Here is a 25,462-nt window from a genome sequence, read left to right as displayed (position 1 = left end):
CGGTCCTCGCTGATCAGCCTGACCTCCTATCAGGCCTCCATGCGGATGATCTGGCGTATGGCCTCGCCACGCGCCAGGCGGTCGAAGCCCTCGTTGATCTGGTCCAGCGTCAGGTGGCCGGTGACCAGGCGGTCCACGGGCAGCCTGCCGGCCGCATGCAGGGCCAGGTACCGGTCGATGTCGCGGCGCGGCACGCAGCTGCCCATGTAGCAGCCCTTGAGCGTGCGCTCCTCGGCCACCAGGTGCCAGACCGGCAGGCTGATGGCCTGGGCGCTGGAGGGCAGGCCCGCCGTCACGGTCTGGCCGCCGCGCCGCGTGATGCGGTAGGCCATCTCCAGTGCCTTGGCCGAGCCCACCATCTCGAAGGCATGGTCCACGCCGCCGCCCGTCAGCGCCCGCACCTGCTTGACGGCATCCTCGTCTCCGGCGTTGACGGTGTCGGTGGCGCCGAAATCGCGCGCCATGGCCAGCTTGTCGGCATTGAGATCCACGGCCACCACGCGGGCCGCACCCGCCGCCGCCGCGCCCATCACCGAGGACAGGCCCACGCCGCCCAGCCCCACCACGGCCACGCTCTGGCCGGGGCTCACCCTGGCGGTATTGGCCACCGCGCCCACGCCGGTCATCACGGCGCAGCCGAACAGCGCGGCCAGCTCCAGCGGCACCGACTTGTCGATGCGGTGCACGCCGCGGCGCGAGAGCACGGCATGCTCGGCAAAGGCCGAGACGCCGACGAAGTGCGAGATGGGCTGGCCATTGCGCGACAGCCGCCTGGCACCCGACAGCAGGGTGCCCGCCACGCCGGCCTGGCCTGCGGGCTCGCACAGCACGGGCCGGCCCTCGGCGCAGGGCTGGCAGTTGCCGCAGCCGGGCACGAAGAGCATGACCACGTGGTCGCCCACCTCCAGGTCGGTCACGCCCTCGCCCAGCGCCTGGATCACGCCTGCGGCCTCATGGCCGAGCACGATGGGCGTGTCGCGCGGACGGTCGCCGTTGATGATGGACAGGTCGGAGTGGCACACGCCTGCGGCGGCCACCTTGACCAGCACCTCGCCGGGGCCGGGCGGCGCCAGGTCCACCTCCCAGATCTCCAGCGGGCGGCTGTCGGCATAGGGCGCGGCTGCGCCCGTTCTCGTGAGTACGGCGGCGCGTGTCTTCATGATGTCTTCACCAGCTTGCAGCTGCTCCTGGACAGCGGGCGGAAGGCCTCGTCACCGGGGATGGTGGAGAGCACCTTGTAGTAGTCCCAGGGGTATCTGGATTCCTCGGGCTTCTTGATCTGCACCAGGTACATGTCGTGCACCATGCGGCCGTCCTCGCGCACCTTGCCGTTCTGGGCGAAGAAGTCCTCGATGGGCATCTGCTTGAGCTGGCGCGCCACCGCGTTGCCGTCGTCTCCCCTGGTGGCCTGCACGGCCTTGAGGTAGTTGGTGACGGCCGAGTAGGCGCCCGCATGGATCATGGAGGGCATCTTCTTCATCTTCTCGAAGAAGCGCCGCGACCAGGCGCGCGTGGCCTCGGTGCGGTCCCAGTAAAAGCCCGTGGTCAGCACCATGCCCTGGCCGTAGCGCAGGCCCAGCGCATGCACGTCGTTGATGAACAGCAGGTTGGGCACCAGGGTCTGCCTGGGCGCGATGCCGAACTCGTGCGCGGCCTTGATGGCGTTGACCGTGTCGCTGGTGGCATTGGCCAGGTTGATCACCGAGGCCTTGGAGGCCTGGGCCTGCAGCAGGAAGGACGAGAAATCGCTGGCATTGAGCGGATGGAAGGTGGTGCCCACCAGCTTGCCGCCGCCGTCCTTCAGGAAGTCGGTCACGTTGGCCGTCATGGCCTTGCCGAAGGCGTAGTCCACGCCCAGGATGAACCATTCCTTCTTGCCCTGGGCCAGGATGCCGCGCACCGCGCCGTTGGCCAGCGCATAGCTGTCGTAGGTGTAGTGGATGGCCGTGGGCGCGCAGTGCTCGTTGGTGAGGATGTCGGAGGCGCCGCCGGTGTTGATCACCATCTTGCCGCGCTCGCGCGCCAGGTTGTTGACGGCGATGGCGACGGCCGTGTTGTTGATGTCCACGATCAGGTCCACGCCGTCGCGGTCGAACCAGGTGCGCGCATGGGTGGCGCCCACGTCGGCCTTGTTCTGGTGGTCGGCCCAGACCACCTCGATCTTCCTGCCCAGCACCTGGCCGCCGAAGTCGGCCACGGCCATCTTCGCGGCCTCGACGGAGCCGCGCCCCGCCGTGTCCGCGTACAGGCCCGACATGTCGCTGAGCACGCCGATGCGCACCACGTCGTCCGATATCTGCTGCGCCTGCGCCGCCGCCGTCCACAGCAGGCCGGCGCCCAGCGCGCAGCCGGCAGCGCGCGCCTTGGTCAAGCCGCCTCGCATCAAGCCTTTCCGCATATCCGTCTCCTTGTCTCGGGGTTGTTTTTCTGGATACCGGAGGCAAGCCTAAGCAGGCAGGCTCGGCCCGCCTATGCGCGATTGCGAAAGACCGGGTTGCAGCGCTGCGAAGCCGGGTTTGTCCCGGGTACGGGCACGCCGCCGTGCTCAGTCCGCCTGGATGCCGGCCACCTTGACCACCTGGGCCCATTTGCGCAGCTCGCTGCTCAGGCGCTCGCGCATCTGCTGCTGGGTGCCGGGGTCGGCCTCGGCGCCGGCCGTCAGCAGGCGCTCGCGCACGGCGGCATCGCGCAGCGCGGTGTTGAAGTCGGCATTGATGCGCGCCAGCACGGCGGGCGGCGTGCGGGCCGGCGCGAACAGCGCGGCCCAGGAATAGGCCTCGTACTCGGGCAGGCCCGACTCGGCGATGGTGGGCACCTCGGGCAGCATGGCCGAGCGCTGGCGGCTGGCCACGCCCAGCACCTTGATGCGGCCCGACTTGATGTGCTGCAGCGCACTGGGCGCATCGGCAAACATCAGCTGCACCTGGCCGCCCAGCAGGTCGTTCATGGCCGGCGCGCTGCCCTTGTAGGGAATGTGCTGCAGCTTGATGCCCGCATGCATGTTGAACAGCTCACCGGCCAGGTGCGTGCCGCCGCCATTGCCCGAGGAGCCGAAGCTCAGGCCGTTGCCGGACTTGGCCAGCGCGATCAGCTCGCGCACGTTGCGGGCGGGCACCGAGGGATGGGCCACCAGAAAGACCGGGAACATGGCCGCAAAGCTCACGGGCGCGAAGTCACGCTCTATGTCGTAGGTCATCTTCGGCTGCAGCGCCGGGTTCACCGCATGGTGGATGGAGCCCACGAACAGCGTGTAGCCGTCGGCAGGCTCCTTGGCTGCGAGGGCCGCGCCCACCATGCCGCCGGCGCCCGCGCGGTTGTCCACCAGGTTGGGCTGCTGCCAGATCTCGCCCAGCTTCTGGGTGAAGGCGCGCGCCGTGGTGTCCACGGGACCGCCGGGCGGAAAGGGCACGATGAAGCGCACGGGCCGCGTGGGCCAGGCATCGGCCGCATGGGCCACCCGGGCTGCGGGAAACAGGCTGCTGGCAGCCAGCGCGCCGCCGGCGGACAGCAGGCGGCGGCGCTGCAACGAAAAGGAAGACGGGCAAGAGGATGGGAAGGAAGACGGGGGCATGGCGAAACTCCGGGCAACGGGCGGCGGCTTGCCGCGCGGCCCATTCTGGGCAAGCCGACCTGCGCCGTGTTTCGCGAATGTGGAAGGCGCGCTTCCAGGGCTCCCAAGCGGTGGAAACCCTGGGAAGCGGTCCACTTCGATGCAGCCTAGTGGCTGATCATCCAGGGCCGCCGCGAGGGCGCGGACTTTGCGCCGTTGGGCGCCGTCACCGTGGCGCTGCGCCGCCCCGATCCGCAGCAGCCGCAGCCTGCCGGGTGCCTGAGCCGCGCATAGTCATAGTCGCGCGAGCTGGCGGGCTCGTGGCGCGCGCGCTCGTTGGTGGCCATGGCGCGGCGCGTGCCGTCGGCCATCAGCGCCAGCCGGGGCGCGGCGGCCAGCACGCGCGCAGCCGCCGTGCCGCAGCCGGGGCAGGCCGCAGGCTCGTCGCGCAGGCGCAGCGGCCGCAGGGCCTCGAAGCCGCCGCATTGCGCGCAGTCGTAGTCGTAGGTGGGCATGGGCGGGCTCCTTGGCGTCAGCGCAGGTCGGGGGACAGGGGCATGTCCACGCTGCCGTCGAACTGGACGACCGGCCCTGCGGCGTTGGGGTTGATGTCGAAGTCGAAGATGCCCGTGGGCAGCCACAGCGTGGCGCAGGAGTTGGGCACGTCCACCACGCCGCTGATATGGCCCTGCACGGGCGCCGTGCCCAGGATGGAATACGCCTGGGCGCCGCTGTAGCCGAACTTCTTCAGGTATTCGATGGCGTTCAGGCAGGCCTGGCGGTAGGCCACGTTGACATCCAGGTAGTGCTGCCTGCCGCTCTCGTCCACCGAGATGCCCTCGAAGATCAGGTAGTCGTCATAGCGCGGCGTAATGGGGCTGGGCTTGAAGATGGGGTTCTTGATGCCGTACTTGGCCATGCCGCCCTTGATGAGTCCGACCTTCATGTGCACCCAGCCGGCCATCTCGATGGCGCCGCAGAAGGTGATCTCGCCATCGCCCTGGCTGAAGTGCAGGTCGCCCACGCTCAGGCCGGCGCCGTCCACATAGACGGGGAAGAACACCTTGGCGCCGCGCGAGAGGTCCTTGATGTCGCAGTTGCCGCCATGCTCGCGCGGCGGCACGGTGCGTGCGCCTTCGGCGGCGGCCTTGTCGCGCGCTTCGCCGCGCATCTGGCCCATGTGGGCCGTGCCGGCCGACGGCGGGTTGGCCAGGCCGGGCACGCGTTCGGGGTCGGTGGCGATCAGGGCGCGCTCGCGCTCGTTCCACATCTCCAGCATGGGCCGGTCAGGCAGGCAGCCGATGAGGCCGGGATGGATGAGGCCGGGGAAGTTCACGCCTGGTATGTGGCGCGAGCTGGTGAACATGCCCTTGAAGTCCCAGATCGATTTCTGGGCCGAGGGGAAATGGTCGGTCAGGAAGCCGCCGCCATTGTTCTTGGAGAAAAAGCCGTTGAAGCCCCAGAGGCTGTCGTCGCGCGCGCCGATGTCCAGCAGGTCCACCACCAGCAGGTCGCCGGGCTGGGCGCCCTTCACGCCCACGGGTCCGGACAGGTAGTGCACCGTGGTCAGGTCGATGTCGCGCACATCGTCGGCGCTGTCGTTGTTCTTGATGAAGCCGCCGGTCCAGTCGTAGGTCTCCAGGATGAAGTCGTCGCCGGGCTGGACCCAGCAGGCCATGGGAATGTCCGGGTGCCAGCGGTTGTGGACCCTTTCGTTGTCGGTGGGCGGGCGGTTCAGGTCCACCTTGATCAGCGTATCCGTCATGTGCAAAAACCTCCTGGGTGGGTGGGGATCGACAGCGGAGAACGGGCCGGGGTGCGGCACGCCATTGCCGGCCTTCCTGTGGCGCCACGCTGTGCCAAAGCAGCGGCGCGCCCTCGGTGCACCGGCAGGCGGCGCAGGGCGGGTATGAAGAAAAGGCCGGGAATGCATAAACACCATAGCAGCCGTGCCCGCCGGCCCGCCTAGGCAGCAACCCTGGGTTGACAGCCGGGCGCCGGCACTGGTGAAGCCACCCTTCCAGATTGGCGAATTGAAGCGTCCCCGCGATGCGGGCATGCTGGCGGACAGCCGCTGCCCTGCATGCCGCCGGGCGCAGCGCCAAGAACACAAAGAATGGAAACACCGCCCATGCACCTGAGCGCACAGACCCACTACCAGGCCGAACTCGATGCCGGCCGTTTCTGCATACAGCAGTGCCCGCAATGCACGCGCCATGTCTTCACCCCGCGCGAGCTGTGCCCGCACTGCGGCGCCAGCCCGCTGCGCTGGGTGCGCGCCAGCGGCCAGGGCACGGTCTACTCCACCAGCACCGTCGCACGCAAGAGCGATGCCGGCGGCGACTACAACGTGGCCCTGATCGACCTGGACGAAGGCGTGCGCATGATGGGCCGCGTCGAAGGCATTGCGCCGGCCGACGTGCGCATAGGCCAGCGCGTGAGCGCCCATGTGGCGAGCAAGGACGGACGCGGCCTGGTGCTGTTCCAGCCCGCGCTGCAACCGGCTCCACAGGTTTCCCGTGGAGGTGCAGCATGAACACCCGCATCCCCCAATCCACCCTGGACGCCGCCGCCGTGAACCGCCCGCTGCGCGGGCGCGTGGCCATTGCCGGCGCCGCCACCTATGGCTGTGGCGAGGCCCCCGGCATGGACGACATGACCCTGCTGGTGCGCGCCGCCCATGCGGCCGTGGCCGATGCGGGCCTGACCATGCAGGACATCGACGGCCTGGCCACCTGCAGCGTCAACGCCAGCATGTGGACCATGCCGGTGATCGAGCACCTGGGCATCAACCCGACCTATGTGGACGGCACGATGATCGGCGGCAGCAGCTTCATCGCCCACCTGCTGCCCGCCATCCGCGCGCTGGAGGCCGGCCAGTGCAAGGCCGTGCTGGTGTGCTACGGCAGCGCCCAGCGCTCGGCCACCTTCGGCCGCAAGGAAGGCCAGGCGGCGCGCCGATTCCTGGACCCGCAGCCCTATGAGTTCCCCTACGAGCCCGTGCTGCCCGTGACCGCCTATGCGCTGGCGGCCGCGCGCCACATGCACGAGTTCGGCACCACGCGCGAGCAACTGGCCGAGGTGGCCGTGGCCGCGCGTGCCTGGGCCCAGCTCAACCCCGAAGCCTTCATGCGCGACCCGCTGACCATCGAGGACGTGCTCTCGGCACGTCCCATCGCCAGCCCCTTGAGCGTGCGCGACTGCTGCCTGGTGACGGACGGCGCGGGCGCCATCGTGCTGGTGCGCGGCGAGCGCGCCCGCGACCTGCCGCGCCCCCCCGTCTACGTGCTGGGCAATGCCACGGCCATCTGGAACCGCCAGATCTCCTGCATGCCCGACCTGACCACCACGGCTGCCGCGCAGTCGGGCGCCCAGGCCTTTGCCATGGCCGGGCTCACCGCGGCCGACATGGACATGGCCCAGGTCTACGACGCCTTCACCATCAACACCCTGCTGTTCCTGGAGGACCTGGGCTTTTGCGCCAAGGGCGAGGGCGGCGCCTTCGTGTCCAAGGGCGGTATCGCGCCCGGCGGGCGGCTGGCCGTCAACACCAACGGCGGCGGCCTGTCCTGCGTGCACCCGGGCATGTACGGCATCTTTGCGCTGATCGAGGCCGTGCGCCAGCTGCGCGGCGAGGCCGGCCAGCGCCAGCTGGGACGCCACCGCACGGCCGTGGTCCATGGCAATGGCGGCACCCTTTCCAGCCAGTCCACGGCTGTGCTGGGTACGGCCGAGGCGCTTTGATTCCGTAGAGAGAAGAAAGAACACCGCAATGATCCGCGACCAAGAAACCCTCGAAGCCCTGCTGGACAGCGTGCGCCGCTTTGTGCGCGAGCGCCTGGTGCCCGCCGAGAACGAAGTGGCCGAGACCGACGAGATCCCCGAGTCCATCGTGCAGGAGATGCGCAACCTGGGCCTGTTCGGCATGACCATCCCCGAGCAGTTCGGCGGGCTGGAGCTGACCATGGAGGAAGAGGTGCGCGTGCTCTTCGAGCTGTGCCAGACCGCGCCGGCCTTCCGCTCGGTGATCGGCACGACCGTGGGCATAGGCTCGCAGGGCATCCTCATCGACGGCACGCCCGAGCAGCAGGCGGCCTGGCTGCCCAAGCTGGCCACGGGCGAGATCATGGCCTCGTTCGCGCTGACCGAGCCCGAGGCGGGATCGGACGCGGCCTCGCTGCGCACCACCGCCATCAGGGACGGGGACCACTATGTGGTCAACGGCAACAAGCGCTTCATCACCAATGCGCCGCATGCGGGCATGTTCACGCTGATGGCGCGCACCGACCCGGCCAACAAGGGCGCGGGCGGCGTCTCGGCCTTCATCGTGGATGCGAAGTCGCCGGGCATCAGCTTCGGCAAGAACGACGTGAAGATGGGCCAGAAGGGCGCGCACACCTGCGACGTGTTCTTCGACAACGTGCGCGTGCCGGCGGCCAACCTCATCGGCCTGAAGGAAGGCCAGGGCTTCAAGACCGCCATGAAGGTGCTGGACAAGGGCCGCATCCACATCGCGGCCGTGAGCGTGGGCGTGGCGCAGCGCATCCTGCGCGACGCGCTGAACTATGCGCTCGAGCGCAAGCAGTTCGGCCAGCCCATCTGCGAGTTCCAGCTGGTGCAGGCCATGCTGGCCGACAGCCAGGCCGAGCTGTATGCGGCCGAGTGCATGGTGATCGACGCAGCGCGCCGCCGCGACGAGGGCCGCAACGTCTCCACCGAGGCCTCGTGCTGCAAGATGTTCGCCACCGAGATGGTGGGCCGCGTGGCCGACCGCGCCGTGCAGATCCTGGGCGGCTCGGGCTACCTGGCCGAGTTCGGCATCGAGCGCTTCTACCGCGACGTGCGGCTGTTTCGCCTGTACGAAGGCACGACCCAGATCCAGCAGGTCATCATCGCGCGCAACATGGTGCGCGAGGCGCGCGCCGCATGAGCCACATGAGTGCACCGGCCCCCGACCGCAATGCCTTCATGCGGCTGATCGGCGCCTCTCAGGTGCCCGCACCGCCCGGCAAGGTCCATGTTCGCCTGCCCCACATGCGCGAGGAACTGCTCAACCAGCTGCCCGCCGCGCACGGCGGCGTGCTCATGACGCTGCTGGACTCCGTGATGTCGCGCGCCGCCGGCGAGCTGCCCGGTGCGCCATCGCAGACCGCCGTGACGGTGGAGATGAGCAGCCGCTTCCACCGCCCGGGCAAGGGCGCGCTGCTGGCCGAAGGCTGGGTGGTGCACTCCAGCCGCAGCCTGTGCAGCTGCGCGGCGCAGTTGCTCGATGAAGACGGAAAGCTCGTGGCCACGGCCACCGGCACCTTCAAATACTGGCTGGCACCGACCACGCTGGACCGGGGCACGGCCCAGGCCGACTGAACGGTCGGCGGTCGGCGGGCAGCCGTCGGTGGGCCCCTACTCCAGCGTGAGCCGGCCCTGTGCGTCGGCCACCAGCAGCTCCACCAGCTCCTGGGCGAAGGACGGCAGGGCCTCCAGGCTGCGCACGCAGATCTGCATCTCGCGCACCGACCAGGCATCGGACAGCGGCACGATGGCGATGTCCATGGAATGCGCATGGCGGCTGGCGGCCGATTCGGGCAGCACGCCCACGCCCACGCCGGACTCGATCATGCGGCAGGCCGTCTCGAAGTTGCCCACCTGGATGCGCTGCTTGATGGGCCGGTGCAGTTGGTCGCTGGCCTGGCGCAGGAAGGCGTGGATGGCGCTGGATTCGTGCAGGCCCACATGGTCCAGGTCCAGCGTGTCGGCAAAGGCCATCTGCATCTCGCCATCGAGCGCATGGCCGCGCGGCACCACCAGTACCAGGCGGTCGCGGCGGTAGGGCAGGGTCTCCAGGTTCTCGGTGCGCACCAGGCCGGCGACGATGCCGATATCGGTCTGCCCCTCGGTCACGGCACGCACGATGTCGTGCGACAGGCGCTCGCGCAGGTCGATGTTCACGTCGGGATTGCGGCGCAGGTAGTGGCGCAGTACGGGCGGCAGGAACTCGCCCAGCGAGGTGGTGTTGGCAAACACCCGCACATGCCCCTTGATGCCGCGCACGTACTCCTGCATGTCGCCGCGCAGGTGCTCGATCTGGCCCAGCACCATGCGCGCATGGGTGACGAAGGCCTGGCCCGGCGGCGTCAGCGTCACGCCCTGGCTGGTGCGGTACAGCAGCTTGGTGCCGATGCTCTCTTCCAGGTTCTTGATGCGGGTGCTGGCCGCCGGCAGGGAGATGAAGGAAAGTTCCGCGCCACGCGTCATGCTGTTGGCGTCGGCGATGTGCACCATGAGGCGCAGATCCACAAGATCGAAATGCATGGCCATCCGGCATTGTAGAAAGCCGCAGCGGCCCCGGCTGAGCCCTGCGCGTCAGTACAAACCGCAGTGCCGGCCGGGCGCGAACGCGCGCTTTCACAAATGCGAAGCCACGGCGGGCCGCCGCGCCGTAGCATGGCCCATCTGCCCGGGATAGGCGCCTCAGCCCATGAACCACACAGCAACCCCCTCCCCCAGCCCCATCAACAACGCGGCCACCCAGACCGCAGGAGCGCTGGGCCATCTGCGCGTGCTCGACCTCTCGCGCGTGCTGGCCGGCCCCTGGTGCACCCAGAACCTGGCCGACATGGGGGCCGACGTGATCAAGATCGAAAAACCCGGCGAGGGCGACGACACGCGCCACTGGGGCCCGCCCTTCTTTCCCGATGCGCAAGGCAACCCCTCGGACAACGCCGTGTACTTCGCGGCCTGCAACCGCAACAAGCGATCGGTCACCGTGGACATGGCCACGGCCGAGGGCCAGCGGCTGATCCGCGAGCTGGCCATGCAAAGCGATGTGGTGGTGGAGAACTTCAAGACCGGGGGCCTCAAGCGCTACGGCCTGGACTACGCCTCGCTGAGCGCGCTGAACCCGCGCCTGATCTATTGCTCGGTCACGGGCTTCGGCCAGACCGGGCCCTATGCGCCGCGCGCCGGCTACGACCTGCTGGTGCAGGCCATGAGCGGCCTCATGAGCATCACGGGCCGCGCCGACAGCGAGCCCGGCGGCGGGCCGCTGCGCGTAGGCGTGGCCGTGATCGACCTGTTCACGGGCATGTATGCCACCACGGCCATCCTGGGCGCACTGGAGGCCCGCCACCGCACGGGACGCGGCCAGCACATCGACATGGCCCTGCTGGACGTGGCCATGGCCGTGCTGGCCAACCAGGGCGCGGGCTTCCTGAACACCGGCCATGTGCCGGGCCGCCAGGGCAACACCCATCCCAGCGTCGTGCCCTACCAGGACTTCCCCACGGCCGACGGCCGCATGCTGCTGGCCATCGGCAACGACGGCCAGTTCGCGCGCTTTTGCGAGGCGGCCGGCACGGACTGGGCGAGCGACGAGCGCTTTGCCACCAATGCCGGCCGCGTCACCCACCGCGACGCGCTGATCCCGCTGATGTCCGATCTCACGCGCGGCCGGCCCACGGCCGAATGGATCGCGCTGCTGGAGGACAAGGCCGTGCCCTGCGGCCCCATCAACCACATCGGCCAGGCCTTCGACGATGCCCAGGTGCGTGCGCGCGGCCTGCGCGTGGAGCAGGAACGCTACCCGGGCGCCACGCCGCCTGCGGGCGAGACCATCAACCGCGTGGTGACCACGGCCAGCCCGCTGCGCCTGTCGGACACGCCCACCACGCTGCGCCATGCGCCGCCGGCCCTGGGCCAGCACACGGACGAAGTGCTGCGCCAGCGCCTGGGCCTGGATGCACAGCAGCTGCAGGCCTTGCGCGACCAGGGCGTGGTCTGAAGGACCGGCACAGGCAGGCACCTGGCACACGCTGTCGCGCGGCTGTCCTGACGTCCTGAAGGCTGGGGGCCGGCCCGTCGCACCGGCGCACATGACGGCACACATGACGGCACAAATGACGGAGCGAAAGCCGGTGCGAAGACGGTGCGAAGACGGTGCGGACGGCCGTGTCGCGCGCCCGCAAACCGCTTTTAGGACACGTCCTATCGAAAATCAGATAGGAAGCATTCTCATCATCTGGCGGTGCGGAAATAATCCCCACCACAGATGCACATAGCCAATTCTTTCCTGTCCGAAATCCCTAGGACACCCATCCGCAGCACCTGGGCGCAGAAGGCGGCAGCCGCCGCCAAGCACCGGGCCGCAGCTGGCGTCCGGGCGCCAAAAGGTGTAGGCGGACGGCTCGGCATCTTCCGCATCCACCGCCCCTGCCCTGCATCAGGCCCGCGCATGGCCAGCCGCAGTCCTGCCGCCCTGGAAAGGCCTGCGCCATGAGACCCCGCATCAAGGGCCGCATCTGCCGGACCTCGGGCTGGTTCCCCCCCTGAGCGCACGCGCCGGCCCTCGTCATTGCCTTCGTTGATCCCTTTCCACCTTGCTCTGCACCGCAGGCCAGGTGTGCCCTGCTGCACGCCTTTTTTTGCTCCCTTGCCGTTCAAGGGATACGACTTCAGAACTTCGCCATGCAAGCCTTTCGCAACCTCAAGATCTCCTCCAAGCTGCTGCTGGCCTTCCTGGCCGTGCTGGCGCTGACCACCTTCGTGGGCCTGTATGCCGTGATGCGGCTCAGCCAGATCAACCAGGCGTCCGTCGACATCGCCACACGCTGGATGCCCTCGTCGCGCATGCTGCTCACCATCCGCGCCACCACGGCGCGCTACCGCGCCAACGAGCTTCAGTACCTGATCTCCACCAGCGACCAGGATATCAAGGCCTTCGACGCCATCATGAGCGACCTGTGGAGCAAGATCCAGACGAACTACGACAACTACGCCAGCTTCATCCAAACCGAGCAGGAAAGGGCGTCCTACGACGAGCTGGGCCGGCTGCGCAGCGCATATGCCAGGGAGCACGCCATGATCATGACCCTGGCACGCAACGGCCGAAAGGACGAAGCCTTGGTGCTGGCGCAGGGTGAATCGCTGGAGCTGAGCCGGCGCCTGTACGACCAGATCGACCGCATGGTGCAGATCGACCACGATGCCGGCCAGGAGGCCAACAGGCACGCCAATGATCTGTACCGCAGCGCGCGCGCCTGGGTGGTGGGGCTGCTGGCCGCCAGCATCGCGCTGGGACTGGCGCTGGCGCTGGCGCTGGCGCGCATCGTGGCGCGGCCGCTGATCGAGGCCGTGGGCGTGGCCCAGGCCGTGGCCGAAGGCGACCTGACGCGCCGCATCCAGGCCACCACCACCGACGAAACAGGCCAGCTGCTGCACGCGCTGCACCGCATGGACCAGAGCCTCATCCACATCGTCAGGCAGGTGCGCAACGGCACGGACTCGATCGCCACGGCCTCCAGCCAGATCGCCTCGGGCAACAACGACCTGTCGCTGCGCACCGAGCACCAGGCCAGCTCTTTGCAGGAGACGGCTGCCTCCATGGAGCAGCTCACCGTCACCGTGCGCCAGAACACCGACAACGCGCGCCAGGCCAACCAGCTGGCAGCCTCGGCCTCGACCGTCGCCCAGCAAGGCGGCGAGGTGGTGTCCCAGGTGGTGGACACCATGGACGCCATCCATGCCTCCTCGCGCAAGATCGCCGACATCATCGGCGTGATCGACGCCATCGCCTTCCAGACCAACATCCTCGCGCTCAACGCCGCCGTCGAGGCGGCGCGCGCGGGCGAGCAGGGCCGGGGCTTTGCCGTGGTGGCGGCCGAGGTGCGCGCACTGGCGCGGCGCTGCGCCGATGCGGCCAAGGAGATCAAGCTCCTCATAGAGGACTCCAACGGCAAGGTCAGCACCGGATCGGCCCTGGTGGCGCAGGCCGGCCAGACCATGCAGAACATCGTCAGCAGCGTGCGCAACGTGACCGACATCATGGGAGAGATCACCGCTGCCAGCGTGGAGCAGACGGCGGGCCTGGAGCAGATCAACCAGGCCATCTCCCAGATGGACCAGGTCACCCAGCAGAACGCGGCCCTGGTCGAGCAAGCCGCCGCAGCAGCACAGTCCCTGCAGGAACAGGCCTACGGCCTGCAGCAGGCCGTGAGCGTCTTCAAGCTGGAGCGCGGCATGGAACTCACCGCCCTGCCCGCCACCCCTCAGCCCATGCCGGCTCCAGACCTGGCCAGGATCACCAGCGCAGCCCAGTCAGGCCGCTGGGAAGCGCATTGATCAGAACGAATGGGCCATGCCCACGCCGAAGGCCGTGCGCGAGCTCTGGTTCTCGTAGCGCTGGTGTCCCAGGCTGGTGTAGAGCATGGTGCGCTTGGACAGCGCGTACTCGGCGCCCAGCGACAGCATGTTGTTGGTGTCTCGGTCCAGGCGCTGGCGCGCATAGCTGGCCTTGAGCGTGGTCGCGCCCATGCCGTAGGTGGCGCCCAGCGACACCATGCGCGATTTGTCGGGGCCGGTGCCGGGCGTGCCCGACTTGCTGCGGTCATAGGCCAGCATCACCGCTGCCGTGCCGATGCGGTATTTGCCGCCCATGTACAGGTCGGTGTCGCCGCTGCCGTTGCGCTCGTGCGCCACCATGGCCGCCACCGCGCCCTGGTCGTAGTTGACCGATACCGAGCGCGCACGGCCCTGGCGGCCGGGCGCCTGGGTGCGTTCGGGCGAGGCGCTCAGGTGCAGGGAAAAGCCGCCGAACTTGGGCGAGTCGTAGAACACGCCGTTGGACATGCGGCCGTATTCGGGCGAGCCGTTGTTGCTGGCGCGGTCGGTGGGCGTCAGGTAGTGGGCCATGTGCCAGGCCGGCGAGGCGATGCGGTTGAAGTTGCCCCAGGGATCGAACTGCCATTCCTGGCTCCACATGGCGCTGAGCGCGCGGCCCAGGCGCAGGTGGCCCCAGTTGCCCTGCAGGCCCACGGTGGACTCGTCATGCCAGAAGGGCTTCTTCGGATAGTCCTCGGTCAGGCCCGTGTCCAGGTCGAAGCGCGTGCTCAGGCGGAAGGTGGCCTTCAGGCCGCCGCCCAGGTCCTCGAAGCCGGCAATGGCCAGGTTGCTGCGCTGAATCGTTCCCAGCTTGCTGGTCTTGTCGAAATCCCGGAACACACCCGCGTCCAGATAGCCACTGATGGTGACGTTGGAGCCGGCGCCAGATGACTGGGCGGCCACCGGCAGGGCGGCAGCGATGGCGAGAGAGGCAAGGGTCAAGCGGGAGGTACAACGCATCCTGAACGGGTTCCTGAAATGAAAGATGGCACAACACCGGCGCGGCCCGGGGGCATGCGCGAACGGCGACGGGGGCTGCCACAACGGGGGTGGCTGGAAAGGTGCGCGGCGGGCTGGTGGCCAGCCGCGACTTGAAGGCAGCCAGGATGCAGATCGCAGCATGATCGCTGCACATTCGTCAAACATCCCGGCCAAAGACGTCAACCGCGCAGGTGGCGGGCAACAGGCGGCATTATGAAAGCAGGGGCCGGCGATGACCACGCCACCGTCAGGCCCGGTCAGTTTCGCAAGGCCGGTCTCAGCGGCTGCGCTCGGTGCGCGACACGTCCCAGAGCCGGTTCATCTCGCTGCAAAAGGGCTGGGCACAGGGAGCGCGGCCCTCGTACTGGCAGCCTTCGGTGGTACAGAAATGCGACTGGTGCTCGAAGGCCCGGCGCTCGCGCGGCAGAGCGCCCGAAGCCTGGGCCGCCGCCATGTGCAGCCAGGGATCGTTGCGCTGCTGCAGCATCTGCTGCACCTCCTGCGCGAACGCGGGCGACAGCGACGCCACCGAGGCCAGCCCGGCCGGCGATGCCATGGCGCCACCGGGCTGGCGCAGCGGCTGCAGCTCCAGCAGCAGCAGGGCGCTGGTGCGCAGCGCATCGGCGCCACGCGGCTGCACCACCACGGCCACCGGCCCCGAGGCCAGGGACTGCAGCGATGCATCCAGCGGCAGGCGCAGGCCCGGCTCCGTGGCCTGCGCGCCCGCCAAGGGCAGCGCAGCGCCCGCAGGCAGGGCCGCCGCCGTGAAAGGGGCCGCACCCGGCGCGCAAGCCGATGCGGCCGCCAGCGCCATGGCCGCGCCCTGCGCCTGGGCCCAGGCCTGGGGCACCTGCAGGCTCAGCGTGAAGCCGCGCTCGCCCTGCGGCGTCAGCAACGTGCCCTGCTGCACCCACCAGCTTTGCAGGGCGGGCAGGGTCTGTGTGCCCCCCCCGGCAGCGCCGCCTGCAATGCCCCCTGCTGGGCGCGCCCCGGCCTGCGGCGCCAGCCCGGATCCGGCCAGCAGCGCATCCATCACCTTGCCCTTGGCAGCCGCCACGGCCAGCGTCACTGCGGCAGCGGCGGGCGGCATGGAGGCCGCAGGCGTTGTCGATGCAGACGGGATGGGCGGTCCGGCCTGGGCTGATGGAGCGCTCCGGGGATCCTGCCCGCCAGGCGCCGTCGTGCCTGCCGCCAGCGCCTGGAGCAATGCCGCCGAGCCCGGCTGGGCCGCCAGCAATTGCAGGGCCTGGCCCTGCTGGGTGCCCACCTGGGCCAGCAGGGCCTGCAGCAGCCGGCCCAGCGCCTCGGACACGCCGCTGGCCGGCCACTGCGGCGCAGGCGCGCCCGGGCTGGCCTGCACCTGGCGCGCCAGCTGGGCCACCAATTGCTCGAAGGCCTGCAGGCGCAGGCTTTGCAGCATCTCGGGCGACCAGCGCACGGCCGTGGCCGCCGGCGGCGTGACGGGAACGGATGGCGAGGCGGATGACGCGGGTGAAGCCGGCGCCACCGGCGCACCAGCGGCCGGGCCGGGCACAGGCGCCGCCACGGGCTGCGGCAGCCCTGCGGCTGGGGACGGGACGGGCGGCAGCGGCGAACTCATGTCAGAGGCTCCGCCCGCGCGATCAGGCCGATTCCGGGTAGAACAGGCGGCGCGTGGGCGTGCTGCCCACGGCCTTGGCGATGGCGCCGATGTGGTCCGGCGTGGTGCCGCAGCAGCCGCCCACAATGTTGACCAGGCCTTCGGCCGCGAACTCATGCACCAGGCGGCTGGTGACTTCGGGCGTTTCGTCAAAGCCCGTGTCGCTCATGGGATTGGGCAGGCCGGCGTTGGGGTAGCAGCTGATGAAGGTCTCGGGCGCGGCCTTGTTCAGTTCCTGGACGTAGGGGCGCATCAGCGCCGCGCCCAGCGCGCAGTTCAGGCCGATGGACAGCGGGTTGGCATGGCGCACGCTGTGCCAGAAGGCCGTCACCGTCTGCCCGGACAGGATGCGGCCCGAGGCATCGGTCACCGTGCCGCTGATCATGATGGGCAGGCATTCGCCGCTTTGCTCGAAGGCCTCGTCCACCGCGAACAGCGCGGCCTTGGCGTTGAGCGTGTCGAAGATGGTCTCGACCAGGATGACGTCGGCGCCGCCCTCGATCAGCGCCAGCGTCTGCTCCAGGTAGGCCTGGCGCAGCTGCTCGAAATTCACGTTGCGCGCGCCCGGATCGTTCACGTCGGGGCTGATGCTGGCCGTCTTGGGCGTGGGACCCAGGGCGCCGGCCACGTAGCGCGGATGGCCCGGCGTGCTGTACTTGTCGCAGGCCGCGCGGGCCAGCCGGGCGCTCTCGAGATTCATCTCGCGCGCCAGATCGGCCATGTGGTAGTCGTCCTGCGCAATCGTGGTCGCGCCGAAGGTGTTGGTCTCGATCAGGTCGGCGCCGGCGGCCAGGTACTTCTCATGGATGTCGCGGATCACGTCGGGGCGGGTGAGCGACAGCAGCTCGTTGTTGCCCTTGACGTCATGCGGGAAGTCCTTGAAGCGGTCGCCCACGCTGCCCGGGCCCGTGTAGCCCTGGCCCCGGTACTGGGCCTCTCCCAGCTTGAAGCGCTGGATCATGGTGCCCATGGCGCCGTCAAGAATGACGAGGCGCTTGGCAAGGATGGCGGGAAGCTCTTTGGCGCGGGTGTACTGGGGCAGGCTCATGGGCAGCGATTGTAGGAATTCCGGGGCGGCCGTGCCGGGCACGAGGATTCCCCCAGAAAAACGGCCTGCGCCCCAAACAAAAGGCGCGACCTATGAAACTAGCGCACCCCCACGCCAGAGACACCGAGGAAGGGCCTATGCCGGCCGCGCCGCCCCGCACCGAGGGTGTCGTCCCCCTCCCGCGTAGCGAGAGAGGGCGCCGTGCACACGGGGGAAGCGGCGCAGCCGCTCAGGGGGTGCTAACCATTTCAGCTGCAGACAGAGACGACTTGAGCCGGCTGGCGGCTCAGGCTCACATACACATGGCCCACGCCGCTGTCGAAATACGCGGCCTCATGGCGGCCCAGCTCCACCGATTCGCCGTTCTCGAACAGGATGCGCACCCGGCCCGAGAGCACCATCACGAACTCCTGGCCCGCATGGCGGATGGTCTCCGAGAATTCCCCGGCCTCGCGCGCATTGATCACGGCCACCAGGGGCTGCATCTTCTTGCCCGGGAAGGCGCCGCACAGCACGCTGTAGAGGTACTGGTCGGTTTCGTAGCGCTGCACGTCCTCGAAACGGTCCTTGACCACGGTGGGCGTGTCGCCGGCCGCCTGCTGGGCGTCCCCGACCATGAACAGCCGTGTCATGTCGATGTCCAGCGCATTGCCCAGCATGAGCACCTTCTCGTAGCTCAGCGCGATCTGGCCGCGCTCGGCCTTGGAGATGGTGGACACGGCCAGGCCGCTGCTTTCGGCCACCTGCTGCAGCGTCAGGCCGCGCTCCTTGCGGGCCTTGCGCAGCTTGGCCCCCACTTCGTGCTTGCCTGCGGGCAGGGCGGCGGCCGTGCGGGCGCCCGGCAGCACGGCGGCAAGGACCTGGTCTGCCGTGGGAAGCGGACTGGAACGAGGGCTGGGGCCGGGACCAGGGGCGGGACTGGTGCGAGGACGGGGGCTGGGCATGAAGCGGGCGATCGGGGCTGGCGACCGCCCGATTCTAGGGTCAGGCCCGGCCCCTCAGGTGCCGCGCAGATCGGCCTGGGGCGCCGGCCTGCGGCCCATGCGCAGCCAGCCTGCCAGCGCGCAGGCCATGAGCGCGAAGCCGATGTAGCCATAGACCGGGTACACCATGCCCACCAGCGTGATGAAACCCGCGAAGCTGCCGCCCAGTGCCACCACGCCCGCCACGCCCGTGCCCCAGCGAAAACGCGGCGTGCCGGCCGGCAGGATGCGGGCCACGAAGGCATAGAGCATGCCCACGGCGGTGTTGAGGATCATGCCGAAGATGACCAGCGACATCAGGTGCCCCAGCCAGGGCGAGATCTGCGTGGCCAGCGCCAGCATGGGCATGGACAGACCGCCCAGCGTGTCCATGCGCCAGACCATGGCGGCCGCGATCAGCAGCATCAGCAGGCCCAGCAGCAGCCCGCCGGCCACGCCGCCCCACAGCGCCACGCGGCGCGAGCTGGCCTGGCCGCCCATGATCACCAGGAAGGGCATGCCCGCCACCACGTTGTAGGAGACATAGAGCAGCGCCGCCACCAGCCAGTGCCCCGCACCCCGGGGCTGGGCGGCGGTGGCGGCCTCCAGCGCGGCCGGCTCGCCCTGGGGCGTCACCAGCACGTAGCCTGCGACCACCACGGTCATGAACACCAGCAGCGGCGTGACCGCGCCGATGAAGGCGATCACCCGGCCCACGTCCAGGCAGACGATGAGCACCGTGGCCACGGTGGCCAGCACGCTGCCCCAGACCTCGGGCAGGCCCAGCCACTGGTGCAGCAGCGAGCCTGCGCCCGCCAGCATGACCACCGTGATGGCGAAGAGGAAGAAGGTGATCAGCACATCGAACACCATGCCCACATGCCGGCCCAGCAGGGCCTGCACCACCTCCTTGTGCGAGCCGGCCTGCAGGCGCTGGCCCATGGTGGAGAACGCCATGGACAGGAAGACGAAGGCCAGGGCCGCCACCAGGCAGCCCGCCAGGCCGATGGCGCCAAAGCCCGCGAAGAACTGCAGTATCTCCTGCCCCGAGGCGAAGCCCGCCCCGACGATGACGCCGACGAAGGCGCCGGCAATCCTGCTCACTTCCTTGAATGCACCCATGCCTGTCTCCTTGGATTGTTGTGTGTTGCGGGGGCTGAAAAAGCGAAAAGGCAGGCGTCTCAGGCCGCGAAGCGCTCCGGACTCAGCCGCAGGGCATCGACGCCCTGGGCCAGCAGCTCGGCGGGCAGCGGCTCGCGCATCAGCAGCGCGGCCGCAGCGGCCGAGGCGCCGGCGGCCGTCTGTATGCCGTAGCCGCCCTGCCCTGCCAGCCAGAAGAATCCTTCACGGCGCGCGTCCCAGCCGATCACGAAGTCGTCATCGGGCGCAAAGCTGCGCAGCCCGGCCCAGACATGGCGCGGCCGGCGTATGCGCAGGCGGGTCAGTGTCTCGATGCGGTCTATGCCCATGGCCACGTCCAGTTCCTCGGCCACCACGTCATGCGGCGGCACGGGATCGGCATTGGCGGGCGAGCCCAGCAGCTGGCCGGCATCGGGCTTGAAGTAGAAGCTCTCGTCCACGCCGATCACGGCAGGCCAGCCGTGGATGTCCTCGCCCTCGGGTGCGGCAAAGGTGAAGGCCGAGCGGCGGCGCGGCTCGATGCCCAGCGGCTGCGCGCCGCACAGCCGGGCCACGGCATCGGCCCAGGCGCCTGCGGCATTGACCACGGCGCGGGCACGGACCTGCGACCCGTCCTGCAGCACCAGGGTCCACAGGCCCTGGCCATCACCATCCACCTCGCGCTCGGCGCCGGACAGTTCGGCGCCGCAGCGCAGCCGCGCACCGGCACGCGCCATGCCGCGCAGAAAGCCCTGGTGCAGTTCGGCCACGTCGATGTCCATGGCGTCCAGGTCATGCACGGCACCCACCAGCTGACTCTCGTCCAGGCAGGGCACCAGGGTGCAGGCCTGGCGCGCGTCGATGCGCTCGGCGCGCAGCCCGTCGCGGCGGTACATGGCCAGGGCCTCGTCCAGCTGGGGCTCCTGGCCGGCCGTGCCTATGTAGAGCACGCTGCGCGGCTGCAGCAGCGCGTGCTCGCAAAAACCTTCGGGCGGCGCGCTGTAGAAGGCGCGGCTGGCGCGTGTCAGCGCGCGTATCTGCGCGGTGCCGTAGCTTTCCATGAACATGGCGGCCGAGCGGCCCGTGGCGTGGTATCCGGGCTGCGGCTCGCGCTCGAGCACCAGCACCGAGGCGCCCGCACCGGCCAGCCGCCAGGCCACAGAGGCGCCGGCCATGCCGGCACCGATCACGGCGAAATCCAGAACCTGGCTTTCCATCATCCATCGCTCCATTTTTTTCCAATAAGAAAATTATCTGATAAGAAAAAAATGAGGCAAGCCCCTGGTCCTCGTGGTTTTCACCGGGTGCGCCGGACAAGAAAAAAAGGGACGGCGCCTGGCCGTCCCTTTTTGCAACGCACGCCTTGTGCTCAGGCTGGCGGCAGCTTCCCGTCCCAGCCACCGGCCAGGGCCTGGTACAGCGCCACGGCGGCGCGCAGGCCGCGTGCGCGGCTGTCGGCGGCGGCGTCCTGGGCCGCGTAGAGGTCGCGCTGCGCATCCAGCACTTCGTACAGGCCCACGCTGCCCAGGTGGTAGCGGCGCAGCGCCAGCTGTTCTGCGCGCTGGCGCTGCTCGGCGGCCTGGGCCAGGTGGGCATCCTCGGTGCGCGTGCGCTGCAGGCGCACCAGGGCGTTCTCGGCGTCCTCCAGCGCCAGCAGCACGGTCTGCTGGTACTGGGCCAGCGCGGCCTGGGCGCCGGCCTCGCTGGCCGCGATGCGCGCCCGCACGCGGCCCACGTCGAGGAAGGACCAGTCCACGCCCAGGAACACGCTGCTGGTGGCGCTGCCGCCCTCGAACAGCGCGCCGCCATGCAGCGCCGTGCTGCCCAGCAGCCCGCCCAGCGACAGGCGCGGGAACAGGTCGGCCGTGGCCACGCCGATGCGCGCCGTGGCCGCATGCAGCCGTGCCTCGGCCACGGCCACGTCCGGACGGCGGCGCAGCAGGCCGGCCGGCGTGCCGGGGTCGATGGCCGGCGGCAGCTGCGGCAGGGCGGCAGGCACATCCAGCGCGGCGATCAGCGCCTCGGGCACCTGGCCCGTGAGCACGGCCAGCCGGTGCTGGGCCATGGCGATCTGCGCCTGCAGTGCCGGGATGCGCGAGCGCGTGGCCTCCAGCTGGGCCTGGGCGCGCGCCAGGTCGAAATCGGTGCCGCTGCCGTGTGTGAGGCGCAGCTGCACCAGGCGCAGCGTGTCCTGCTGGTTGGCCGCATTGGCCTGGGCCAGGGCCAGGCGCTGCTGCCAGCCGCGCAGGTCGGCATAGCTGCCCGCGACCTGGGCCGCGATGGCCACCTGCAGCGCCGCGAGATCGGCCGCGTCGGCGCGCAGGTCGGCACGCCGCGCCTCGATGTTGCGCCGCACGCGGCCGAACACGTCGATCTCCCAGCTGGCCGACAGCCCGGCCGTGTAGCTGCGCTGGCTGCGCGGCCCGTAGAAGGCCTCGCTCTCGCTGCGCTTTTGCTGCGTGGCCTGGCCCGACATCGTGACCGTGGGGAACTGGTCGAAGCGGCTTTCGCTCAGCAGCGCCTGGGCGCCGTCCAGCCGTGCCAGCGCCACCTGCAGGTCCTGGTTGCCGCCCAGCGCCTGCTCCACCAGCCGCGTCAGCTGCGGGTCCTGGAACTGGCGCCAGAAGGCGGCATCGGGCTCGGCCTGCGGGGTGGCCGGTGCAGGCTCGGCCCGCGCGAACTGTGCTCCGGCCTGCGGCGCCGCAGGCGCCTTGAAGTCGGGGCCGACCGCGCAGCCGGCCACAAGCCCGGCAGACGCCAGCGCCAGCGCGTGTCGGCTCAGGGATTTGCGGATTTCAGACATGGTGGGGCTCCAGGGGTGCGGCTTTGTCGGAGGGTGGGGAGGCAGGCGCGGCATGTGCAGGCGCATGCCCCGTCAGCGCCCGGCCCGAGAGCCGGCGCAGCGTGACGTAGAACACCGGCGTGAGGAACAGGCCGAACAGGGTCACGCCCAGCATTCCGGAGAACACCGTCACCCCCGTGGCCGCGCGCACCTCGCTGCCCGCGCCGCCGCCGATGAGCAGGGGCACGGCACCGGCGATGAAGGCGATCGAGGTCATGACGATGGGCCGCAGCCGCAGGCGGCAGGCCTGCAGCGCGGCATCGACGATGCCCACGCCGCGCAGCTCCAGCTCGCGCGCGAACTCCACGATCAGGATGGCGTTCTTGCAGGCCAGCCCCATCAGCACCACCAGCCCCACCTGCACGAAGACGTTGTTGTCGCCGCCGGCCAGCCAGACGCCGAACAGCGCCGCGCAGATGCACACGGGCACGATGAGGATGACGGCCAGCGGCAGCGTCCAGCTCTCGTAGAGCGCGGCCAGCACCAGGAAGACCAGCATCACGGCGATGGCGAAGACCACGGCCGCGGCGTTGCTCTGCTCCACCTGCTGGTAGCTGAGGTCGGTCCAGGCCAGCTCGATGCCGCGCGGCAGCGTGCGCTGCGCGATCTCCTGGAGCTTGGTCAGCACCTCGCCCGAGGACAGCACGCGCGGGTCGGAGTCGCCGATCAGGTCGGCCGCCGGGAAGCCGTTGTAGCGCAGCACCGGGTCGGGCCCGAAGCTGGGCACCACGGTGACCATGGAGCCTATGGGCACCATCTCGCCGCGCGCATTGCGCGTGCGCAGCCGCGCGATGTCCTCCACGGCCTGGCGGTGGTCGGCATCGGCCTGCAGCATCACGCGCCAGACGCGGCCGAAGGCGTTGAAGTCGTTGACGTAGACCGAGCCCAGGTAGGCCTGCAGCGTCTGGAACAGGTCGGTCAGCGCCACGCCCTGCGCCTTGGCTTTGGTGCGGTCCACCTTGACTTCGAGCTGCGGGATGTTGGACTGGTAGCTGCTGACCGGATAGGTCATGCCCGGCGTTTTGGCGATCTCGGCCTGGAAGGCCTGCAGCGCCTGCTGCAGCGCCGCGTAGCCCAGGCCCGCGCGATCCTGCAGGAACAGCGAGTAGCCCGAGCCGTTGCCCAGGCCCTGGATGGGCGGCGGCATCAGCGCGTAGGCGAAGCCGCCCTCGATCTGCGCGAACTTGGCGCCCAGCTCGGCATTGATCTCCTCGGCGCTGCGCGTGCGCTCGCCGAAGGGCTTGAGCATGATGTAGGAGCTGGTCAGGTTGGGCGTGGTCGTGGTCTGCAGCGCATTGAAGCCCGCGAAGGCAGCGACTTTGTCCACGCCCTCCACGCTGTGGGCCAGCTCCACGATCTGGCGCGTCACCTCGGAGGTGCGGCCCAGCGAGGCGCCCTCGGGCAGCTTGGCGCCGCCGAACAGGTAAAGCTTGTCCTGCAGCGGGATGAAGCCGCCCGGCACGGCCTGGAACAGCACGGCCGTGCCCGCCAGCAGCGCCGCGTAGACCGCAAACACCAGGCCGCGGCGGCGCAGCGACTGCCCCACGGAGTTCTGGTAGCCGTGCGCGCTGCGGTCGAAGAAGCGGTTGAAGGGCCGGAAGAACCAGCCCAGGCTGCGGTCCAGCCCGCGCGACAGCAGATCGCGCGGCGCGCCGCGCGGCTGCAGCAGCTTGGCCGCCAGTGCAGGCGACAGCGTCAGCGAGTTGATGGCCGAGATCACCGTGGAGATGGCGATCGTCACGGCGAACTGCTTGTAGAACTGGCCCGTCACGCCGCTGAGGAAGGCCATGGGCACGAAGACCGCGCACAGCACCAGGGCGATAGCGATGATGGGGCCCGAGACCTCCTTCATCGCCAGGTGCGCCGCCTCCAGGGGCGTGTGGCCCTCCTCGATGTAGCGCTCCACGTTCTCCACCACGACGATGGCATCGTCCACCACGATGCCGATGGCCAGCACCAGTCCGAACAGGGTCAGCGTGTTGATGGAGTAGCCCAGCAGGTACAGCCCCGCGAAGGTTCCGACGATGGACACGGGCACGGCCAGCAGCGGAATGATGGAAGCACGCCAGGTCTGCAGGAAGACGATGACCACCAGCACCACGAGGATCACCGCCTCGATCAGCGTGCTCTGCACCGCCTTGATGGAGTCGCGCACGAAGACCGTGGGGTCCCAGACGGTCTCGAAGTTCACGCCTTCGGGCAGATCCCTGGACAGGCGCTCCATGGTGGCGTAGACCTCCCGCGCCACGCCCAGCGCATTGGCGCCCGGCGACAGGAAGATGCCCACGGCCGCCATCTGCCGCGTGTCGCTGAGCGAGCGCATGCTGTAGTCGCTGGCGCCCAGTTCGATGCGCGCCACGTCGGACAGGCGCACGACCTGGCCGTCGGCACCACCCTTGAGCACGATGGAGCCGAACTCCTCGGCCGTCTTCAGGCGGCCGCGCACATTGATGGACAGCAGCTTGTCCGAGCCCTTGGGGCTGGGCTCGGCGCCCAGCTGGCCGGCCGATACCTGCACGTTCTGCTCGCGGATGGCGGCGATCACCTCGGCGGCGGTGAGCTGTCGTGCGGCCACCTTGCTGGGGTCCAGCCAGACGCGCATCGCATAGTCGCCTGCGCCGTACAGCGCCACCTCGCCGATGCCGGGGATGCGCGCCAGCTCGTCCTTGATCTTGAGCGTGGCATGGTTGCGCAGGTACAGCGCATCATGGTTGCCGTCGCTGGAGGTCAGGCCCGCATACATCAGCGGCGTGGACGAGCGCTTTTGCGTGGTCACGCCGTACTGGCGCACTTCCTCGGGAAGGCGGCTCTGCGCCTGGCTCACGCGGTTTTGCACGCGCACGGCTGCCGTGTCGGGGTCCACGTCGGCGCGGAAGGTCGCCACCACCTGCAGGCTGCCGTCCGAGGCCGCGACCGACTTCAGGTAGATCAGGCCTTCGACGCCATTGATCGCCTCCTCCAGCGGCACGGCCACCGACTCGGCGATCTCCTTGGGATTGGCGCCCGGATAGGTGGCGCGCACCACCACGCTGGGCGGCACGACCTCGGGATACTCGCCCACGGGCAGCTGCGGAATCGCAACCAGGCCCACGGCGAACAGGATGATGGAGAGCACGACCGCGAAGATCGGGCGGTCTATGAAGAATTTGGAGAAATCCATGGTGCGTCC

Annotated in this window: 20 protein-coding genes; 6 read left to right on the top strand and 14 right to left on the bottom strand. The window is 69.5% G+C overall.

The features are described 5' to 3' along the window. Positions 1–29 precede the first annotated feature (29 nt). From AAN986_RS00935 to fmdA, 5 genes are all read right to left on the bottom strand, one after another. Complete coding sequence (locus AAN986_RS00935; protein WP_016450258.1) at positions 30–1,160, bottom strand: zinc-dependent alcohol dehydrogenase family protein; 1,131 nt, start codon at positions 1,158–1,160, stop codon at positions 30–32. After that, positions 1,157–2,383: an ABC transporter substrate-binding protein gene (locus tag AAN986_RS00930; RefSeq protein WP_241150379.1), complete on the bottom strand. Its 1,227-nt coding sequence runs from the start codon at positions 2,381–2,383 to the stop codon at positions 1,157–1,159. The genes AAN986_RS00935 and AAN986_RS00930 overlap by 4 nt, the downstream gene beginning before the upstream one ends. A gap of 162 nt (positions 2,384–2,545) precedes the next feature. Further along, positions 2,546–3,571, bottom strand: a complete 1,026-nt coding sequence (locus tag AAN986_RS00925; RefSeq protein ID WP_047218532.1) for a tripartite tricarboxylate transporter substrate binding protein — start codon at positions 3,569–3,571, stop codon at positions 2,546–2,548. A gap of 146 nt (positions 3,572–3,717) precedes the next feature. Further along, positions 3,718–4,065: a zinc ribbon domain-containing protein gene (locus AAN986_RS00920; protein ID WP_016452200.1), complete on the bottom strand. Its 348-nt coding sequence runs from the start codon at positions 4,063–4,065 to the stop codon at positions 3,718–3,720. Positions 4,066–4,082: 17 nt separating this feature from the next. After that, positions 4,083–5,315: a formamidase gene (fmdA, locus tag AAN986_RS00915; RefSeq protein ID WP_047219881.1), complete on the bottom strand. Its 1,233-nt coding sequence runs from the start codon at positions 5,313–5,315 to the stop codon at positions 4,083–4,085. A gap of 366 nt (positions 5,316–5,681) precedes the next feature. On the opposite strand from fmdA, the gene AAN986_RS00910 reads away from it, so the two are divergent. The 4 genes from AAN986_RS00910 to AAN986_RS00895 are packed head-to-tail and all read left to right on the top strand — an operon-like array spanning position 5,682 to position 8,914. Further along, the gene (locus AAN986_RS00910) at positions 5,682–6,086 is read left to right on the top strand and encodes an OB-fold domain-containing protein (RefSeq protein WP_047219880.1); all 405 of its coding nucleotides are present in this window, start codon (positions 5,682–5,684) and stop codon (positions 6,084–6,086) included. Continuing rightward, positions 6,083–7,294, top strand: coding sequence for a thiolase (locus AAN986_RS00905; RefSeq protein WP_013800069.1), 1,212 nt, complete (start codon positions 6,083–6,085; stop codon positions 7,292–7,294). The genes AAN986_RS00910 and AAN986_RS00905 overlap by 4 nt, the downstream gene beginning before the upstream one ends. 28 nt (positions 7,295–7,322) lie before the next feature. Beyond that, complete coding sequence (locus AAN986_RS00900) at positions 7,323–8,480, top strand: acyl-CoA dehydrogenase family protein (RefSeq protein ID WP_013800068.1); 1,158 nt, start codon at positions 7,323–7,325, stop codon at positions 8,478–8,480. Positions 8,481–8,485: 5 nt separating this feature from the next. Continuing rightward, positions 8,486–8,914 (top strand): PaaI family thioesterase, encoded by a 429-nt coding sequence (locus AAN986_RS00895; RefSeq protein ID WP_047219879.1) that lies wholly within the window; start codon positions 8,486–8,488, stop codon positions 8,912–8,914. Positions 8,915–8,950: 36 nt separating this feature from the next. Here AAN986_RS00895 and AAN986_RS00890 read toward each other — a convergent pair whose 3' ends face one another. Continuing rightward, the gene (locus AAN986_RS00890; RefSeq protein WP_012202113.1) at positions 8,951–9,865 is read right to left on the bottom strand and encodes a LysR family transcriptional regulator; all 915 of its coding nucleotides are present in this window, start codon (positions 9,863–9,865) and stop codon (positions 8,951–8,953) included. A gap of 160 nt (positions 9,866–10,025) precedes the next feature. Here AAN986_RS00890 and AAN986_RS00885 point away from each other — a divergent pair, with 160 nt between their 5' ends. Further along, the gene (locus AAN986_RS00885; RefSeq protein ID WP_047219878.1) at positions 10,026–11,327 is read left to right on the top strand and encodes a CaiB/BaiF CoA-transferase family protein; all 1,302 of its coding nucleotides are present in this window, start codon (positions 10,026–10,028) and stop codon (positions 11,325–11,327) included. Positions 11,328–12,010: 683 nt separating this feature from the next. Next, positions 12,011–13,663, top strand: a complete 1,653-nt coding sequence (locus AAN986_RS00880) for a methyl-accepting chemotaxis protein (RefSeq protein WP_034365601.1) — start codon at positions 12,011–12,013, stop codon at positions 13,661–13,663. Here AAN986_RS00880 and AAN986_RS00875 read toward each other — a convergent pair whose 3' ends face one another. The 8 genes from AAN986_RS00875 to AAN986_RS00840 all read right to left on the bottom strand — a co-directional run bounded on the left by AAN986_RS00875 (position 13,664) and on the right by AAN986_RS00840 (position 25,453). Beyond that, positions 13,664–14,662 (bottom strand): porin, encoded by a 999-nt coding sequence (locus AAN986_RS00875; protein ID WP_026062702.1) that lies wholly within the window; start codon positions 14,660–14,662, stop codon positions 13,664–13,666. Positions 14,663–14,960: 298 nt separating this feature from the next. Further along, positions 14,961–16,283 carry a Fe-S oxidoreductase gene (locus tag AAN986_RS00870; RefSeq protein WP_349335549.1) on the bottom strand — a complete coding sequence of 441 codons (1,323 nt, stop codon included), beginning with the start codon at positions 16,281–16,283 and terminating at the stop codon, positions 14,961–14,963. Positions 16,284–16,305: 22 nt separating this feature from the next. Next, positions 16,306–17,370 (bottom strand): homocysteine S-methyltransferase family protein, encoded by a 1,065-nt coding sequence (locus tag AAN986_RS00865; RefSeq protein WP_017406622.1) that lies wholly within the window; start codon positions 17,368–17,370, stop codon positions 16,306–16,308. Positions 17,371–17,618: 248 nt separating this feature from the next. Then, a complete protein-coding gene (locus tag AAN986_RS00860) occupies positions 17,619–18,314 on the bottom strand; it encodes an XRE family transcriptional regulator (protein ID WP_016447398.1) in 696 nt (231 codons plus the stop codon). 54 nt (positions 18,315–18,368) lie between these two features. After that, positions 18,369–19,454, bottom strand: coding sequence for a hypothetical protein (locus AAN986_RS00855; RefSeq protein WP_016452210.1), 1,086 nt, complete (start codon positions 19,452–19,454; stop codon positions 18,369–18,371). 59 nt (positions 19,455–19,513) lie between these two features. Next, the gene (locus AAN986_RS00850) at positions 19,514–20,668 is read right to left on the bottom strand and encodes an FAD-dependent oxidoreductase (RefSeq protein WP_277422828.1); all 1,155 of its coding nucleotides are present in this window, start codon (positions 20,666–20,668) and stop codon (positions 19,514–19,516) included. A 152-nt stretch (positions 20,669–20,820) separates the two neighbouring features. Continuing rightward, positions 20,821–22,254, bottom strand: coding sequence for an efflux transporter outer membrane subunit (locus AAN986_RS00845; RefSeq protein WP_047217598.1), 1,434 nt, complete (start codon positions 22,252–22,254; stop codon positions 20,821–20,823). Beyond that, positions 22,247–25,453, bottom strand: coding sequence for a multidrug efflux RND transporter permease subunit (locus AAN986_RS00840; protein WP_047217597.1), 3,207 nt, complete (start codon positions 25,451–25,453; stop codon positions 22,247–22,249). Before AAN986_RS00840 ends, AAN986_RS00845 begins: the two co-directional genes overlap by 8 nt. Between the last annotated feature and the right edge of the window lie 9 nt (positions 25,454–25,462).

It is taken from the genome of Delftia sp. DS1230 (genome assembly GCF_040112715.1).
In the GTDB taxonomy this organism is placed as follows: Bacteria; Pseudomonadota; Gammaproteobacteria; order Burkholderiales; family Burkholderiaceae_C; genus Comamonas; species Comamonas tsuruhatensis.
This window is presented reverse-complemented; position numbering and strand designations above follow the sequence as displayed.

Bases quoted from the DNA above. Each gene is read 5' to 3' on its own strand.
- AAN986_RS00840 (WP_047217597.1), bottom strand. From the start codon at position 25,453: ATGGATTTCTCCAAATTCTTCATAGACCGCCCGATCTTCGCGGTCGTG.
- AAN986_RS00875 (WP_026062702.1), bottom strand. From the start codon at position 14,662: ATGCGTTGTACCTCCCGCTTGACCCTTGCCTCTCTCGCCATCGCTGCC.
- AAN986_RS00920 (WP_016452200.1), bottom strand. From the start codon at position 4,065: ATGCCCACCTACGACTACGACTGCGCGCAATGCGGCGGCTTCGAGGCC.
- AAN986_RS00895 (WP_047219879.1), top strand. From the start codon at position 8,486: ATGAGTGCACCGGCCCCCGACCGCAATGCCTTCATGCGGCTGATCGGC.
- AAN986_RS00855 (WP_016452210.1), bottom strand. From the start codon at position 19,454: ATGGGTGCATTCAAGGAAGTGAGCAGGATTGCCGGCGCCTTCGTCGGC.
- AAN986_RS00870 (WP_349335549.1), bottom strand. From the start codon at position 16,283: ATGAGTTCGCCGCTGCCGCCCGTCCCGTCCCCAGCCGCAGGGCTGCCG.
- AAN986_RS00930 (WP_241150379.1), bottom strand. From the start codon at position 2,383: ATGCGAGGCGGCTTGACCAAGGCGCGCGCTGCCGGCTGCGCGCTGGGC.
- AAN986_RS00885 (WP_047219878.1), top strand. From the start codon at position 10,026: ATGAACCACACAGCAACCCCCTCCCCCAGCCCCATCAACAACGCGGCC.
- AAN986_RS00900 (WP_013800068.1), top strand. From the start codon at position 7,323: ATGATCCGCGACCAAGAAACCCTCGAAGCCCTGCTGGACAGCGTGCGC.
- AAN986_RS00905 (WP_013800069.1), top strand. From the start codon at position 6,083: ATGAACACCCGCATCCCCCAATCCACCCTGGACGCCGCCGCCGTGAAC.
- AAN986_RS00935 (WP_016450258.1), bottom strand. From the start codon at position 1,160: ATGAAGACACGCGCCGCCGTACTCACGAGAACGGGCGCAGCCGCGCCC.
- AAN986_RS00845 (WP_047217598.1), bottom strand. From the start codon at position 22,254: ATGTCTGAAATCCGCAAATCCCTGAGCCGACACGCGCTGGCGCTGGCG.
- AAN986_RS00925 (WP_047218532.1), bottom strand. From the start codon at position 3,571: ATGCCCCCGTCTTCCTTCCCATCCTCTTGCCCGTCTTCCTTTTCGTTG.
- AAN986_RS00865 (WP_017406622.1), bottom strand. From the start codon at position 17,370: ATGAGCCTGCCCCAGTACACCCGCGCCAAAGAGCTTCCCGCCATCCTT.
- AAN986_RS00850 (WP_277422828.1), bottom strand. From the start codon at position 20,668: ATGGAAAGCCAGGTTCTGGATTTCGCCGTGATCGGTGCCGGCATGGCC.
- AAN986_RS00860 (WP_016447398.1), bottom strand. From the start codon at position 18,314: ATGCCCAGCCCCCGTCCTCGCACCAGTCCCGCCCCTGGTCCCGGCCCC.
- AAN986_RS00890 (WP_012202113.1), bottom strand. From the start codon at position 9,865: ATGGCCATGCATTTCGATCTTGTGGATCTGCGCCTCATGGTGCACATC.
- AAN986_RS00910 (WP_047219880.1), top strand. From the start codon at position 5,682: ATGCACCTGAGCGCACAGACCCACTACCAGGCCGAACTCGATGCCGGC.
- fmdA (WP_047219881.1), bottom strand. From the start codon at position 5,315: ATGACGGATACGCTGATCAAGGTGGACCTGAACCGCCCGCCCACCGAC.
- AAN986_RS00880 (WP_034365601.1), top strand. From the start codon at position 12,011: ATGCAAGCCTTTCGCAACCTCAAGATCTCCTCCAAGCTGCTGCTGGCC.